Source organism: Pseudomonas helmanticensis (genome assembly GCF_900182985.1).
In the GTDB taxonomy this organism is placed as follows: Bacteria; Pseudomonadota; Gammaproteobacteria; order Pseudomonadales; family Pseudomonadaceae; genus Aquipseudomonas; species Aquipseudomonas helmanticensis.
Genome location: NZ_FXUY01000002.1, coordinates 946,578 through 960,520, shown reverse-complemented (window position 1 = coordinate 960,520; position 13,943 = coordinate 946,578). Strand labels below are relative to the sequence as shown.

The window sequence follows — 13,943 nt, the reverse complement described above, 5'->3', positions numbered from 1 at the left end:
TTTTTTGAGGGGCAGTAATCCCCGTAACAAATGAATTCGGGACCGTGGCAAATGCATGAGCATCCGCTACAACGCTTCTTCAGATCCCTGCGCGAACAGCCGATATTCGCTTGGGAGCGCTATCAGATGCGCGACGTGTTGGTGATCGATCATCCGCTGTGTCAGGCGGTGTTCAGTCGTCAGGGCGCGCAGTTGCTGCACTTTCAGCCGCGCGGACAAAAACCGTGGTTGTGGTGTGCGGCGAAGTGGCCGCATGTCGGCGCGATCCGTGGTGGCGTGCCGGTGTGCTGGCCGTGGTACGGCCGTCATCCCAGCGAAAACGCGTGGCCTTCACATGGCTGGGCGCGACTGCTCGACTGGAAGTTGCTCGACAGCAGCAGCGCCGACGATGGCGTGCGCCTGCACTGGCAATTGCAGCTGTGCGACTGGCAGGTCGACCTGCACGCGCATCTGGGCGAACGCATGGAATTACGCCTGAGCACCGAGCATCAGGACGACATGCCGTGCCAGTTGAGCCAGGCTTTGCACGCTTACTGGCGTATTGGCGATGTTGGTGAGATAGCGCTGTCTGGGCTTGAAGGAGCGCAGGGTTACGACCAGTTGAGCCGCCAGTCTTGCCAGCAGGAAGGCGAGTTGCGGGTGGATGGCGGCTGTCAGCGGGTGTTCCAGCACGACGGCGAATTGCAGCTCAAGGATCACGCCTGGCAGCGCGAGTTGTGTATCGATACCGGTGACAGTGCTGACACGGTGGTCTGGCATCCGGGGTCGCGGCCGTTGCTGGGGGTGACGTGGGATGAGATTTCGGAGTTTGTCTGCGTGGAAGCGGCGGCGGGCGGGACGGACAGTCTGCATCTGGCGCCGGGGGAGAAGGCCCATTTGAGCTTGCAGGCGTGGGCTGCGGCTTGATGATCGTTCCTACGCTCTGCGTGGGAATGCCTCTAGGGACGCTCCGCGTCCAGTGACGCGGAGCGTCACGGGCTGCATTCCCACGCAGAGCGTGGGAACGATCAACCTCTGTAGGAGCTGCCGAAGGCTGCGATCCTTTACGCGAAGCGTCCTAATTAAACTCGTCACCCACCGGATACCGGCTGGCATTCAAGCTCTCTTTGATCTTGCGCAGATGCGGCTGGAAATCCACTCCGCGACGCAGGGTCATCCCGGTCGCCAACACATCCAGCACGGTCAACTGAATGATCCGCGAAGTCATCGGCATATAGATGTCGGTGTCTTCCGGCAGCGGGATGTTCAGGCTCAAGGTACTCGCCTTGGCCAGCGGCGAATTCTCCGCCGTCAAACCCAACACCGAAGCGCCGTTCTCGCGAGCAATGCGCGCCACCTCGACCAGCTCACGGGTGCGGCCGGTGTAGGAAATGATCACGAACAGCTCACCGGTATGCGCCACCGAAGCGATCATCCGCTGCATCAGCACATCGGCGTGCGCGGTGACCGCGAGGTTGAAGCGGAAGAACTTGTGCTGCGCATCCAGCGCCACCGGCGCCGAAGCCCCGAGGCCGAAGAAGTGGATCTGCCGCGCCTGAATCAACAGGTCAACGGCGCGGCTGATCAGGTTCGGATCGAGCGCCTGGCAAGCACTGTCCAGCGAGGCGATGGCGCTGCCGAAAATCTTTTGCGTGTACGCCTCGGGATTGTCGTCGGCCTCGACCGCACGGCTGACATACGCCGCGCCGCTGGCCAGGCTTTGCGCCAGTTGCAGCTTGAGTTCGGGATAGCCGCTGACACCGAATGAACGGCAGAAGCGGTTGACCGTCGGTTCGCTCACCGACGCCGCCTGGGCGAGGGCGGCGATGCTGAAGCGGGTGGCCTGCTGCGGGTTGAGCAGGATCACCTCGGCGACTTTGCGTTCGGCCTTGTTCAGGTCTTCAAGGCGACTCTGGATCTGTTCCAGTAAATTTCGCACGCGGTCCATATGGAATTCCTAATTCACCTGCGCAAAGGTGCGCCGGGCTATGCAAATTGGGCCTTTGATATGGCCCGTAACGGTGGCCTATCCTACTGATGCGTCCGAGCGACCACCACTCGGAATCTGTATTTTGCGAAAATGTTGTGGTTATTACTACATTTTCCCTTGAGTGATGCCTTGAAAAAAGGTATTTGTAGCTTAACTTGATAAAAGAACAAACATCATGCCTTCGATTACGGTTGAACCGTGCACCTTTGCCTTGTTCGGCGCGCTTGGCGATCTGGCCCTGCGCAAGCTGTTTCCTGCCCTTTATCACCTCGATGGCGCCGATCTGTTGCACGAGGACACGCGCATCATCGCGCTGGCCCGTGAAGACGGCACCGAGCAGCAGCACCTGGCGTTTATCGCCGCCGAATTGCGCCGCTACGTCGGCAAAGAGCTGGACGAAGCCGTGGCCGAGCGCTTTCTGGCGCGCCTGACCTACCTGCACGTCGACTTTCTCAAGGCTGAAGATTACGTCGCGCTGGCCGAACTGGCCGGCAGCACGCAACGCATGATTGCCTACTTCGCCACACCGGCGGCGGTGTACGGCGCGATCTGCGAGAACCTGGCGAAAGTCGGTCTGGCAGAAAACACCCGGGTGGTGCTGGAAAAGCCGATCGGTTCCGACCTCGAATCGTCGCGCAAAGTGAATGACGCCGTGGCGCAGTTCTTCCCGGAGAACCGCACCTACCGCATCGACCACTATCTGGGCAAAGAAACCGTTCAGAACCTGATCGCCCTGCGTTTCGCCAACAGCCTGTTCGAAACCCAGTGGAACCAGAATTACATCTCCCACGTGGAAATCACCGTGGCCGAGAAGGTCGGTATCGAAGGCCGTTGGGGCTACTTCGACAAGGCCGGCCAGCTGCGCGACATGATCCAGAATCACCTGTTGCAGTTGCTCTGCCTGATCGCCATGGACCCGCCGGCTGATCTGTCCGCCGACAGCATCCGTGACGAGAAAGTAAAAGTCCTCAAGGCGCTGGCGCCGATCAGCCCGGAAGGCCTGACCACGCAAGTGGTGCGCGGCCAGTACATCGCCGGCCACAGCGAAGGCAAATCCGTACCGGGTTACCTCGAAGAACCAAATTCCAATACCCAGAGCGACACCGAAACCTTCGTCGCTTTGCGTGCCGACATCCGCAACTGGCGCTGGGCCGGCGTGCCGTTCTACCTGCGTACCGGCAAGCGCATGCCGCAAAAGTTGTCGCAGATCGTCATCCACTTCAAGGAACCGTCGCACTACATCTTCGCCCCCGAGCAGCGCTTGCAGATCAGCAACAAACTGATCATTCGCCTGCAACCGGACGAAGGTATTTCCTTGCGCGTGATGACCAAAGAGCAGGGCCTGGACAAAGGCATGCAACTGCGCAGCGGCCCGCTGCAACTGAATTTCTCCGACACCTGGCGTAGCGCGCGGATCCCCGATGCCTACGAGCGGTTGTTGCTGGAAGTGATGAACGGCAATCAGAACCTGTTTGTCCGTAAAGATGAAATCGAAGCCGCGTGGAAATGGTGTGACCAACTGATCGCCGGGTGGAAAAAATCCGGTGACGCGCCCAAGCCGTATGCGGCCGGGTCGTGGGGGCCGATGAGCTCCATTGCATTGATCACGCGGGACGGGAGGTCGTGGTATGGCGATATCTGATGTGCAACTGCCTGCGGGCGTAAATGCCCACGCATTCAAGAGCCCGGCGCTGTTGGCCGAAGGTCTGGCGCTGAACGTTGCCAAGCAATTGAGCGAAGCCATTGCGGCGCGCGGCAATGCTGTGTTGGTGGTGTCTGGCGGACGTAGCCCGGTGGCGTTTTTCCAGCATCTGGCCAAGCAGGAACTGGACTGGTCGAAGGTCGTCGTGACCCTCGCCGACGAGCGCTGGGTACCGGTTGAACACGCCGACAGCAATGCCGGCCTGCTCAAGCAATACCTGCTCAAAGGTCCGGCGGCGAAAGCGCAGTTCCTCAGTCTTTACAGCGCTGCGGCAAACGTCGAACAGGCTGCCGAACAGGCTGACCGCTTGCTCGCCGAACTGCCGGCGATTGACGTGCTGGTGCTGGGCATGGGCGATGACGGTCACACCGCGTCGTTGTTCCCCAACAGCCCGAATCTCACCGAAGCGCTGCAAGCCGATGGCACCCGCCGTTGCTGGCCGATGCTGGCGCCGAGCGTGCCGCGTCAGCGCCTGACCTTGAGCCGTGCGCTGCTGGCCTCGGCGAAACACAAGATTCTGTCGATTTCCGGTCAGTCGAAACTGACCACCCTGAATGCCGCGCTGGCATCCGATGACGTCGCCGCCATGCCGGTGCGCGCATTTCTGCAACCTACGTTAGAGATTTACTGGTGCCCATGAGCCAAGGAACAGCCGCTATGACAACCCCATCCCCGACCGTTTCCATGGCGGACAAAGTTGCCCTGATCGACAGCCTCTGCGCCAAGGCGCGGATCCTGCCGGTGATCACCATCGCCCGCGAACAGGACGTGCTGCCATTGGCCGACGCCCTGGCCGCCGGTGGTCTGACCGCGCTGGAAGTGACCCTGCGTTCGCAATTCGGCCTCAAGGCCATTCAGATCCTGCGCGAACAGCGTCCGGAACTGATGACCGGTGCCGGCACGGTGCTCGATCGCAACATGCTCGCGGCTGCCGAAGCTGCCGGCTCGCAATTCATCGTCACCCCGGGCATCACCCGTGACTTGCTCGAAGCCAGCGTCGACAGCCCGATTCCGCTGTTGCCGGGCATCAGCAACGCCTCCGGCATCATGGAAGGCTACGGTCTGGGTTATCGCCGCTTCAAGCTGTTCCCGGCTGAAGTCAGCGGTGGCGTAGCGGCAATCAAGGCCCTCGGCGGCCCGTTCGGCGAAGTTAAATTCTGTCCGACTGGCGGCGTCGGCCCAGCCAACATCAAGAGCTACATGGCGCTGAAAAACGTCATGTGCGTGGGCGGTAGCTGGATGCTTGATCCGGAGTGGATCAAGAACGGCGACTGGGCGCGCATTCAGGAATGCACGGCCGAGGCGTTGGCACTGCTGGACTGATTGATACCAGACACTTCGTTGTGTGTTCTACGGCTTTACGGTGCGCTCGGTCGGCGCGCCGTTTTTTTTGCCCGCAGAAAAGCCAACATCAAAAGATCGCAGCCTGCGGCAGCTACAGGGGCGATACGGGAGGCGATGCAGGAGCTGTCGAGTGCAACGAGGTTGCGATCTTTTGATCTTGCTTTCAAATGGCTACGTCAAAAGATCAGAACTCACAAGTTACGACGCGATACATAGTTACCGCACACAGGCTGTTGCTTGGCGCTAATCTGCTTTCATCTTATGGAAGAGAGAACGCGTCATGGACCAAGACTCTGCTGCATCCTCCCTGAACCAGGTGTATCAACTGGCTCCCGAGCAAATCGCCGGGCCGTACTTTCGCAACCCGCAATTGCTGCGGCGCAACATCAGCGAGGGCGCAGAAGGTTTACCGCTACTGCTGCGCCTGACCATCGTCGATGCAATGACCGGTGAACCGGTCAATGGCGCGTTGGTGGATATCTGGCATTGCAACGCACGCGGCGCGTATTCGGGCTGGAGCCGGATCAATCCGGATGTCGAAGTCGATGCCGACGCCATCGGTTCAATCCCGCGCACCGACGATGACACCTACCTGCGTGGCAGCCAGTTCTGTGATCCCAAGGGGCGGGTGCGCTTTACCACGATTTACCCAGGTTTCTACGCCGGTCGCGCACTGCACATTCACATGGCGGTACGCATCGTTGCCGGTAGCGAATTTCTCGAAGCGCGCAATGTCGCCTGGGTTGGCCAGCTGTATTTTCCCGAAGTCGTTTCCCGTTCGGTACTCAATGCCAAAGCCTATCGCGGACGCTCGGCGAAGGTACTGAACAATACCGAGGACAGCTTTTACGCCGACATGAAGGGCGAAGCCTCAACGCTGACGGTGTGGCCGATCGGTCGCGACACCCACGAAGATGGCTTTTTCGGCCAGCTGACGATCGGTATCGATACCTTTGCGGCGTCGTCGCAGATCAAGCCCGAGGACTTTGACAAGTTTACTGTTTAGCCCCTCAGCGCAGCTCGTTCAGCGCGCGGGTCAGCAGTTGCATGTCGCCAGCGGTGGTGGTCAGCCCCGGCGTAATGCGGATGCACGGCCCGCACGCCGCGCCATTGCGCACCACGGTGAACAGGTTGAACTCATTGAGCAGACGCTCGGCCATGGCCTGTTGGTCGTCGTGACGGGTGAACCGCAACGCGGTGATCCCGCAATACAGTCGCTGATCGTCCGGCGTCATCACTTCAATACCCGGCAAGTGGCGTACCGCGCTGACCCACAAGTTACGCAGGTAATTCAGGCGCGCACCTTTTGCCGGTGCGCCGCCGAGTGAGCGATGCTCCTCGAACACCAGCGGCAGGGTCATCAACGCCGGAATGTTGGGTGTGCTGTAGGACGTGCGCGCACGGATGTCATTGACCGGATAGTGCATCTCGCCCATGTCGGGATCGATGTCGGCCAAGCGCTGCGGGGCGATGTAGATGAAGCCAAGTGTCAGCGGCGCACCGATCCATTTGTGCAGGTTGTAGCCGGCGAACGCGATGCCAAGGGCTTCAAAGTCGAACTCGATCTGGCCGAGGGCGTGCGCACCATCAAGAATGATGTCGACCCCATGCTCCCTGGCCAGTGCGGCGATGGCCTGTACCGGCATCACCAGACCGGTGCGATGGGTGACGTGGGTCAGGGCCATCAGTTTCAGTTTGGGATGGCGGACAAAGGTTTCGCGGTAAGTCTCCAGCAGGCTGTCGAAGCTCGCCGGGTGCGAGTGGGCAATCTCGATGACCTCGACGCCGCGATGCCTGGCCAGCCAGCGCATGGCGCCCTTGACCGTGTCGTACTCAAGGTCGCAGATCAGCACCTGGTCGCCCGGTTGCAGGCGGTTGTAATTGCGGATCAGCGATTGCAGGCCTTCGGTGGCGTTGCGGGTGAAAGCAACGCTTTGTGCGCGCACGCCAATCTGCTCTGCCAGCTGCGCGCGAATGTCCAGATTGTCGTGCTGCTCGAAACGCTGGCGCACATACACCGAGTTGCTGGTGTTGATCAGCTCGATGTTGCGCTGGTACTCCTCGATCACCGTGCGCGACATACGCCCGAAGTAACCGTTTTCCAGATTTACGGGGCCGGGTTGAACATCGTAACGGTCGGCGAACGTCTGCCAGAAGGCTTCGTCACGGGCGCGGCGGGTGTTATCGGGCATGGCGGCTGGCTCTATAAGAGGAGGGCGCTTCAGTGGCGCGGGGCAGGTTTGCCATGTTTGGCGCGCAGCGGTTCGAGCAAGTCCGACAAGCCGTTGTGGTCGATCTCCTGCATCAGCGCGAGCAGGCCGCCGAGTTCGCCGTGGGGGAAACCTTCCCGGGCAAACCAGTTCAGGTACGGCCCCGGCAGGTCCGCAATGATCCGGCCCTTGTATTTGCCGAAAGGCATTTCGCGGGTAATCAGCAGTTCGAGTTTTTCGGGATTCATCAGTGAGATCGTCTGGCTTCAAATCAGATTGGAAAATACAGGCATTCTGCATGCAGGCCAAATGACAGATCATGCAAATAACCGCGATACAGATAGTTCATTTAACTTTAAGTTGTTGATTTATAAGGATTTGATTGTTCAGAAAAAGCTGGCACGCACACTGCAATATCCTTTGCATCTTCCACCGATCGCAAGGAATTGAAAAATGACTGACATGAATAAAGAAGCCATCTCTGTACTCAATGACCTGATTGAAACCAGCAAGGACGGTCAGGAAGGGTTCAAGACTTGCGCCGAAGACATCAAGCATCCAGAACTGAAAACCCTGTTTGTCACTCGCTCTGCCGATTGCGCCACCGCCGCTGCTGAACTGCAAGCCGCCGTGCGATCGATGGGTGGCGATCCGGAAACTTCTACCAGCGTCAGCGGTGATCTGCACCGTCGCTGGGTCGACGTCAAAGCGATGTTCACCGGCAAGGATGAAGAGGCTGTGCTGAACGAAGCCGAGCGCGGTGAAGATCACGCGCTGAAGGCTTATCGTGAAGCCATCGAGAAAATCAACAAGCACAACCTGGTAGGTATTCGTGATCTGGTTGAACGCCAGTACCACGGCGTGCAACGCAACCACGATCAGGTGAAAGCCCTGCGTAACCAGGCTCGCGCCCGTTCGTAAGCGTTCGACGGTTACAAAAAACGCCAGCTAGTCTGGCGTTTTTTTTGTGTCCGGGAAAAGCAGAAGCCCCCCTCACCCTAGCCCTCTCCCGGAGGGAGAGGGGACTTACCGAGGTGGCTGTTGGAGATACACCGACTTGAGCGATCCGAGGTGAACTCAGGATTTGAAACCCAAGGAGGTCGACTTGAGCGATCTGAGGTGAACTCAGGATTTGAAACCCAAGGAGATCGGCTCCCTTCCCCCTCGCCCCCCTGGGGGAGAGGGCTGGGGTGAGGGGGGAAAGCTGTACCTGACACACCACCAATCAATCAGCCAATGCTAATCGCCGGCAGCGTTGGCAACGTCACCGTCTGCTGCTTGCGCGGTGCGAGGATTTCGGCTTCGCCATCTACCACCAACTCATCACGCTGGTTGAACACGCGCGTCGCAATGCGCACACGAAACTTCGGCAGCTTCTCGAGAATTTCCAGGCGTACGGTCAGCGTGTCGCCAATCTTCACCGGCTTCTGAAAACTCATCTGCTGGCCGATATAAATAGTGCCCGGCCCAGGCAACTCGCAAGCTACGGCGGCACTGATCAACGCGCCGCTGAACATGCCGTGAGCGATACGCTCCTTGAACATGCTGGCCGCCGCGAACTCGGCATCCAGATGCACCGGGTTATGGTCGCCGGACATCGCGGCGAAGAGCTGAATGTCACGCTCTTCGACAGTCTTGCTGTAGCTGGCGGTCTGGCCGACTTCGAGGGCTTCGTAAGGGATGTTGGTAACCTGGGTCATCGGTCTCGGTTCCTGTGACGGATTAAATGAATCCAAAAAAAAATTACTCGCTGCGCTGAGGACGCGGATGGCTCAGGGCCTGGTCGATCCAGGCCAGCACATCGTCGATCACTTCATCGCGATTGGTTTCGTTGAACAATTCGTGCCGGGCCTGCGGGTAGATCTTCAGTTGCAGGTTGTGGCTGCCGGCCGTGCGCAAGGCATTGGCCAGATCTGTCAGACGCTTGCCGTCACTCACCGGATCACATTCGCCGCCGATTACCAGTAATGGCAGGCCGGGGTCGATCTGAGCGAGATTGGACGCTTTGCTGATTTGCTGCAAGCCGCCGAGCAGATCGATCCATAGCTGATTGGTGCAGCGAAAGCCGCACAGCGGGTCGGCAGCGTACTTGTCGACTTCGGCCGGATCGCGGCTCAACCAGTCGAACGGTGTGCGCACCGGTTTGAATTTGTTGTTGAACGAGCCGAACGACAGCGACTCGATCAGCGCACTGCGACCCTTGCCACCCTGGCGCAGTTTTTCCAGGCGAGCGATCTGCCGCGCGGCCCGATAAAGCGCCACCGGCTGGAAATTTGAACCACTGAGAATCGCTCCGTGCAGGCTGGCGCTGTGGTGCAGCAGGTACGCCTGGGCGAGGTAGCTGCCCATGCTGTGACCGAGCAGGATGATCGGCACGCCGGGATGTTGCTGGCCGATGTGCTGATTGATACTGGCCAGGTCGCCGAGCACTTTGCACCAGCCGTCATCGTCGGCGAAATGTCCGAGGGTGCCGTGATCGGCAGTTTTGCCATGGCCGCGTAAATCGGCGGCGTAAACGCCATAACCTTTGTCGCAAAACGTGTCGGCCAAACGTGCATAACGAGCGCTGTGTTCGGCCATGCCATGGGCCAGCAGAATCACCGCTTTCAACGGTGCCAGCGGCAACCAGCGATTGATGAACAGGCGGCTGCGGTCACTCGCGTCCAGCCATAGGGTGTCGTGAGTCATGGCGATTCCTTTGCTCAGAGTCGGAACATTGTATAGCGCGTCTGATCAGCCCACGCCACGGCAGGAAGATTCACACGATCAATGACGGCTTTGCCCTTATTTGCCTGAATGGCCATAACTGCTAGTGTCCGTGAAGCTCCGCTTTTTCAGAAATGACAGAAAGCGGCCCGGATCGGCTCAGGTAAAGAGGACAAGAACAATGCAACCTGATTTCTGGAACGACAAACGCCCGGCCGGCGTACCGCTGGACATCGACATGGGCGAGTTCAAGTCGGTGATCGAGGTGTTCGAGCGTTCCTGCAAGAAGTTCGCTGACCGCCCGGCCTTCAGCAACATGGGCATCACGTTGACCTACGCCGAACTGGAGCGCTACAGCGCGGCCTTCGCCGGTTACCTGCAAGCGCACACCGATCTGGTGCCGGGCGACCGCATCGCCGTGCAGATGCCCAACGTCCTGCATTACCCGATTGCCGTGTTCGGCGCCTTGCGTGCCGGACTCATCGTGGTCAACACCAACCCGTTGTACACCGCACGGGAGATGCGCCACCAGTTCAAGGATTCCGGCGCCCGCGCGTTGGTGTACCTGAACATGTTCGGTCAGAAAGTCCAGGAAGTGCTGCCCGACACCGACATCCAGTACCTGATCGAAGCGAAGATGGGCGATCTGATGCCCGCCGCCAAGGGCTGGCTGGTCAACACCGTGGTCAGCAAAGTGAAGAAAATGGTCCCGGCGTATTCGCTGCCGCAGGCGATTTCCTTCAAGAGCGCGCTGCGCATGGGCCGGGGCCTGGGCATCAAGCCGTTGAAGGTCAGCCTCGACGACATCGCCGTGCTGCAATACACCGGCGGCACCACCGGCTTGGCGAAGGGCGCGATGCTCACCCACGGCAATCTGGTGGCGAACATGCAGCAAGTGCGCGCCTGTCTCGCGCAGCTCGGCCCCGACGGTCAGCCACTGCTGCGCGAAGGCCAGGAAGTGATGATCGCGCCGCTGCCGCTCTACCATATCTATGCCTTCACCGCGAATTGCATGTGCATGATGGTCTCCGGCAACCACAACGTGCTGATCACCAACCCGCGCGACATTGCCGGCTTCATTAAAGAACTGAAGAACTGGCGTTTCTCGGCATTGCTTGGGTTGAACACGTTGTTCGTCGCACTGATGGATCACCCGGATTTCAAGACCCTGGATTTCTCCAGCCTGAAACTCACCAACTCCGGCGGCACCGCGCTGGTCAAGGCCACCGCCGAGCGCTGGGAGCAAATGACCGGTTGCCGCATCACCGAAGGTTACGGCCTGACCGAAACCTCGCCGGTGGCCTGCACCAACCCGTACGGCGACCAGTCGCGCCTCGGCACGGTCGGTCTGCCGGTACCGGGCACGTTGCTCAAGGTCATCAACGATGATGGCGTCGAGCAGCCGATGGGTGAGAGGGGCGAGCTGTGCATCAAAGGCCCGCAGATCATGAAGGGCTACTGGCATAAACCCGAGGCCACCGCCGAAGTGCTGGATGCCGAGGGCTGGTTCAAGTCCGGCGATATTGCGGTGATCGATCCGGACGGTTTCGTGCGCATCGTCGACCGCAAGAAGGACATGATCATCGTCTCCGGTTTCAACGTGTACCCGAACGAGATCGAAGACGTGGTCATGGCCCACCCGAAAGTCGCCAACTGCGCGGTGATCGGCGTGCCGGATGAACGTTCGGGCGAGGCGGTGAAGTTGTTTGTGGTGGCGCGGGAAACCGGCGTCAGCCTTGAAGAGCTGAAGGCCTACTGCAAGGAGAATTTCACTGCGTACAAAGTGCCGAAACACATTGTGTTGCGCGAGTCGTTGCCGATGACGCCGGTCGGCAAGATCCTGCGCCGCGAGTTGCGCGATATCGCTTAACGTCTGAAAACGAAAAGATCGCAGCCTGCGGCAGCTCCTACAGGAAACCCATCCCATGTAGGAGCTGCCGAAGGCTGCGATCTTTTGCTTCTAAGCCCCAAATTCCGGGGTTCTCAGGGTGTTATAGGATTTTTGCTCTAAAATGACCGCTGGCAAGTCTTGAGTCACAAATATGACTGTATGGGCCGCTTTTGGCTCTAGTCGACCCTCGGCAAAGCTGCTACTCTCGGCGCGCTTTGTGACTTCTCGGCCTATCTGAAAGCCAGATTCACCAATACAAAACACACACCAATAATAATCGCATCAAATGCGGTGAAGAATTCGCGTTGCTGAGGAGTGGGCTTCCATGATCGAAGACTTTTGGAAGGATAAATACCCGGCTGGAATTGCTGCCGACATCAATCCAGACGAGTATCCGAACATTCAGGCAGTGTTGAAGCAATCCTGCCAACGCTTCGCCAACAAACCGGCTTTCAGCAACCTGGGCAAGACAATCACCTACGGTGAGTTGTACGAATTGTCCGGTGCGTTTGCCGCGTATCTGCAACAGCATACCGACTTGCAGCCCGGTGATCGAATCGCCGTGCAATTGCCCAACGTTCTGCAGTACCCGGTGGCCGTCTTCGGTGCGATCCGCGCCGGGCTGATCGTGGTCAATACCAACCCGCTGTATACCGCGCGGGAAATGGAACACCAATTCAACGACTCCGGTGCCAAAGCCCTCGTTTGCCTGGCAAACATGGCGCACCTGGCCGAAGCCGTGGTGCCGAAAACCGGCGTCAAACACGTCATCGTCACCGAAGTCGCCGACCTGTTGCCGCCGATCAAGCGCCTGCTGATCAACAGCGTCATCAAGTACGTGAAGAAGATGGTGCCGGCTTATCACTTGCCTAAAGCCGTCAAGTTCAACGACGTGCTGAGCAAGGGCCAGGGCCAGCCTGTGGCTGAAGCCAACCCGGACAGCGGCGACGTCGCGGTGCTGCAATACACCGGCGGCACCACCGGCGTGGCCAAGGGCGCGATGCTGACCCACCGCAACCTCGTCGCCAACATGCTGCAGTGCAAGGCGCTGATGGGCTCCAACCTCAATGAAGGTTGCGAGATCCTGATCACGCCGCTGCCGCTGTATCACATCTATGCGTTCACCTTTCATTGCATGGCGATGATGCTGATCGGCAACCACAACATCCTGATCAGCAACCCGCGCGACCTGTCGGCGATGGTCAAGGAACTGTCGAAGTGGAAGTTCAGCGGTTTTGTCGGCCTGAACACGTTGTTCGTGGCGCTGTGCAATAACGAAGGTTTCCGCAAGCTGGATTTCTCGGCACTGAAAGTCACTCTGTCCGGCGGCATGGCCCTGCAACTGGCCGCTGCCGAGCGCTGGAAAGCAGTGACCGGCTGCTCGATCTGCGAAGGTTACGGCATGACCGAAACCAGCCCGGTGGCCACAGTCAATCCGATCCAGCACATCCAGATCGGCACCATCGGCATTCCGGTGCCGTCGACTCTGTGCAAAGTCATCGACGATGCTGGTGTCGAGCAGCCGCTGGGCGCGATCGGCGAGTTGTGCATCAAAGGCCCGCAAGTGATGAAAGGTTACTGGCAGCGTCAGGAAGCCACCGATGAAATGCTCGACAGCGAAGGCTGGTTGAAGACCGGTGACATCGCGCTGATCCAGCCGGACGGCTACATGCGCATTGTCGATCGCAAGAAAGACATGATTCTGGTCTCCGGTTTCAACGTTTATCCGAACGAACTGGAAGACGTGCTGGCGACCCTGCCAGGCGTATTGCAATGCGCGGCCATCGGCGTGCCGGACGAGAAGTCGGGCGAGGCGATCAAGATTTTCATCGTCGCCAAACCGGGCGTTACGCTGACCAAGGAAACGGTGATGGAACACATGCGCGCCAACGTCACCGGCTACAAGGTGCCGCGTTCGGTGGAGTTCCGCGATGCGCTGCCGACGACCAACGTCGGCAAGATCCTGCGCCGTGAATTGCGCGATGAAGAGCTGAAGAAGATCAAGGCGAAGAACGCCGCCTAAACCAAAAAGCCCCGCAGATGCGGGGTTTTTTGTTGGGGCGAGCAAGGCTTGAGTTATGCGGTGAACCTGCCCCTCACCCCAGCCCTCTCCCGAAGGAG

Annotated in this window: 13 protein-coding genes; 8 read left to right on the top strand and 5 right to left on the bottom strand. The window is 59.2% G+C overall.

Annotated elements, in window-relative coordinates; genetic code table 11:
- The first annotated feature begins 51 nt into the window (after positions 1 to 51).
- The gene (locus QOL84_RS27195) at positions 52 to 906 is read left to right on the top strand and encodes a D-hexose-6-phosphate mutarotase (RefSeq protein ID WP_283439223.1); all 855 of its coding nucleotides are present in this window, start codon (positions 52 to 54) and stop codon (positions 904 to 906) included.
- Between the two features lie 151 nt (positions 907 to 1,057).
- Here the strand turns inward: QOL84_RS27195 and QOL84_RS27190 are convergent, their stop codons facing one another.
- Complete coding sequence (locus tag QOL84_RS27190; RefSeq protein WP_171057240.1) at positions 1,058 to 1,918, bottom strand: MurR/RpiR family transcriptional regulator; 861 nt, start codon at positions 1,916 to 1,918, stop codon at positions 1,058 to 1,060.
- A gap of 226 nt (positions 1,919 to 2,144) precedes the next feature.
- On the opposite strand from QOL84_RS27190, the gene zwf reads away from it, so the two are divergent.
- The 4 genes from zwf (at position 2,145) to QOL84_RS27170 (ending at position 6,021) form a co-directional block, all read left to right on the top strand.
- Complete coding sequence (gene zwf / locus QOL84_RS27185; protein WP_129395192.1) at positions 2,145 to 3,611, top strand: glucose-6-phosphate dehydrogenase; 1,467 nt, start codon at positions 2,145 to 2,147, stop codon at positions 3,609 to 3,611.
- Positions 3,598 to 4,311 (top strand): 6-phosphogluconolactonase, encoded by a 714-nt coding sequence (gene pgl / locus QOL84_RS27180; protein WP_283439222.1) that lies wholly within the window; start codon positions 3,598 to 3,600, stop codon positions 4,309 to 4,311. Before zwf ends, pgl begins: the two co-directional genes overlap by 14 nt.
- A gap of 17 nt (positions 4,312 to 4,328) precedes the next feature.
- Entirely contained in the window at positions 4,329 to 4,994 is a 666-nt protein-coding gene (locus tag QOL84_RS27175; protein ID WP_016773539.1) for a bifunctional 4-hydroxy-2-oxoglutarate aldolase/2-dehydro-3-deoxy-phosphogluconate aldolase, read from the top strand.
- 301 nt (positions 4,995 to 5,295) lie between these two features.
- Entirely contained in the window at positions 5,296 to 6,021 is a 726-nt protein-coding gene (locus QOL84_RS27170; RefSeq protein ID WP_283439221.1) for an intradiol ring-cleavage dioxygenase, read from the top strand.
- A gap of 4 nt (positions 6,022 to 6,025) precedes the next feature.
- Here the strand turns inward: QOL84_RS27170 and QOL84_RS27165 are convergent, their stop codons facing one another.
- Positions 6,026 to 7,207 carry an aminotransferase class V-fold PLP-dependent enzyme gene (locus tag QOL84_RS27165; RefSeq protein ID WP_283439220.1) on the bottom strand — a complete coding sequence of 394 codons (1,182 nt, stop codon included), beginning with the start codon at positions 7,205 to 7,207 and terminating at the stop codon, positions 6,026 to 6,028.
- A 29-nt stretch (positions 7,208 to 7,236) separates the two neighbouring features.
- Entirely contained in the window at positions 7,237 to 7,473 is a 237-nt protein-coding gene (locus tag QOL84_RS27160; RefSeq protein ID WP_003227425.1) for a DUF3820 family protein, read from the bottom strand.
- A gap of 205 nt (positions 7,474 to 7,678) precedes the next feature.
- Between QOL84_RS27160 and QOL84_RS27155 the strand changes: the two genes are divergently transcribed.
- Positions 7,679 to 8,146 (top strand): PA2169 family four-helix-bundle protein, encoded by a 468-nt coding sequence (locus QOL84_RS27155; protein ID WP_129395188.1) that lies wholly within the window; start codon positions 7,679 to 7,681, stop codon positions 8,144 to 8,146.
- Between the two features lie 308 nt (positions 8,147 to 8,454).
- Here QOL84_RS27155 and QOL84_RS27150 read toward each other — a convergent pair whose 3' ends face one another.
- Both QOL84_RS27150 and QOL84_RS27145 read right to left on the bottom strand, forming a co-directional pair.
- Entirely contained in the window at positions 8,455 to 8,925 is a 471-nt protein-coding gene (locus QOL84_RS27150) for a MaoC family dehydratase (protein WP_003227420.1), read from the bottom strand.
- 43 nt (positions 8,926 to 8,968) lie between these two features.
- Positions 8,969 to 9,913 carry an alpha/beta hydrolase gene (locus QOL84_RS27145; RefSeq protein WP_283439219.1) on the bottom strand — a complete coding sequence of 315 codons (945 nt, stop codon included), beginning with the start codon at positions 9,911 to 9,913 and terminating at the stop codon, positions 8,969 to 8,971.
- Positions 9,914 to 10,112: 199 nt separating this feature from the next.
- Between QOL84_RS27145 and fadD2 the strand changes: the two genes are divergently transcribed.
- Both fadD2 and fadD1 read left to right on the top strand, forming a co-directional pair.
- The gene (gene fadD2 / locus QOL84_RS27140; protein WP_283439218.1) at positions 10,113 to 11,801 is read left to right on the top strand and encodes a long-chain-fatty-acid--CoA ligase FadD2; all 1,689 of its coding nucleotides are present in this window, start codon (positions 10,113 to 10,115) and stop codon (positions 11,799 to 11,801) included.
- Positions 11,802 to 12,147: 346 nt separating this feature from the next.
- Positions 12,148 to 13,845 (top strand): long-chain-fatty-acid--CoA ligase FadD1, encoded by a 1,698-nt coding sequence (gene fadD1 / locus QOL84_RS27135; RefSeq protein ID WP_283439217.1) that lies wholly within the window; start codon positions 12,148 to 12,150, stop codon positions 13,843 to 13,845.
- The last annotated feature ends 98 nt before the right edge of the window (positions 13,846 to 13,943 follow it).

Excerpts from the sequence above, each read along its gene's own strand:
- QOL84_RS27145 (WP_283439219.1), bottom strand. The coding sequence starts at position 9,913 with ATGACTCACGACACCCTATGGCTGGACGCGAGTGACCGCAGCCGCCTG.
- QOL84_RS27160 (WP_003227425.1), bottom strand. The coding sequence starts at position 7,473 with ATGAATCCCGAAAAACTCGAACTGCTGATTACCCGCGAAATGCCTTTC.
- QOL84_RS27150 (WP_003227420.1), bottom strand. The coding sequence starts at position 8,925 with ATGACCCAGGTTACCAACATCCCTTACGAAGCCCTCGAAGTCGGCCAG.
- fadD1 (WP_283439217.1), top strand. The coding sequence starts at position 12,148 with ATGATCGAAGACTTTTGGAAGGATAAATACCCGGCTGGAATTGCTGCC.
- QOL84_RS27170 (WP_283439221.1), top strand. The coding sequence starts at position 5,296 with ATGGACCAAGACTCTGCTGCATCCTCCCTGAACCAGGTGTATCAACTG.
- QOL84_RS27165 (WP_283439220.1), bottom strand. The coding sequence starts at position 7,207 with ATGCCCGATAACACCCGCCGCGCCCGTGACGAAGCCTTCTGGCAGACG.
- pgl (WP_283439222.1), top strand. The coding sequence starts at position 3,598 with ATGGCGATATCTGATGTGCAACTGCCTGCGGGCGTAAATGCCCACGCA.
- QOL84_RS27175 (WP_016773539.1), top strand. The coding sequence starts at position 4,329 with ATGACAACCCCATCCCCGACCGTTTCCATGGCGGACAAAGTTGCCCTG.
- QOL84_RS27195 (WP_283439223.1), top strand. The coding sequence starts at position 52 with ATGCATGAGCATCCGCTACAACGCTTCTTCAGATCCCTGCGCGAACAG.
- zwf (WP_129395192.1), top strand. The coding sequence starts at position 2,145 with ATGCCTTCGATTACGGTTGAACCGTGCACCTTTGCCTTGTTCGGCGCG.
- QOL84_RS27155 (WP_129395188.1), top strand. The coding sequence starts at position 7,679 with ATGACTGACATGAATAAAGAAGCCATCTCTGTACTCAATGACCTGATT.
- fadD2 (WP_283439218.1), top strand. The coding sequence starts at position 10,113 with ATGCAACCTGATTTCTGGAACGACAAACGCCCGGCCGGCGTACCGCTG.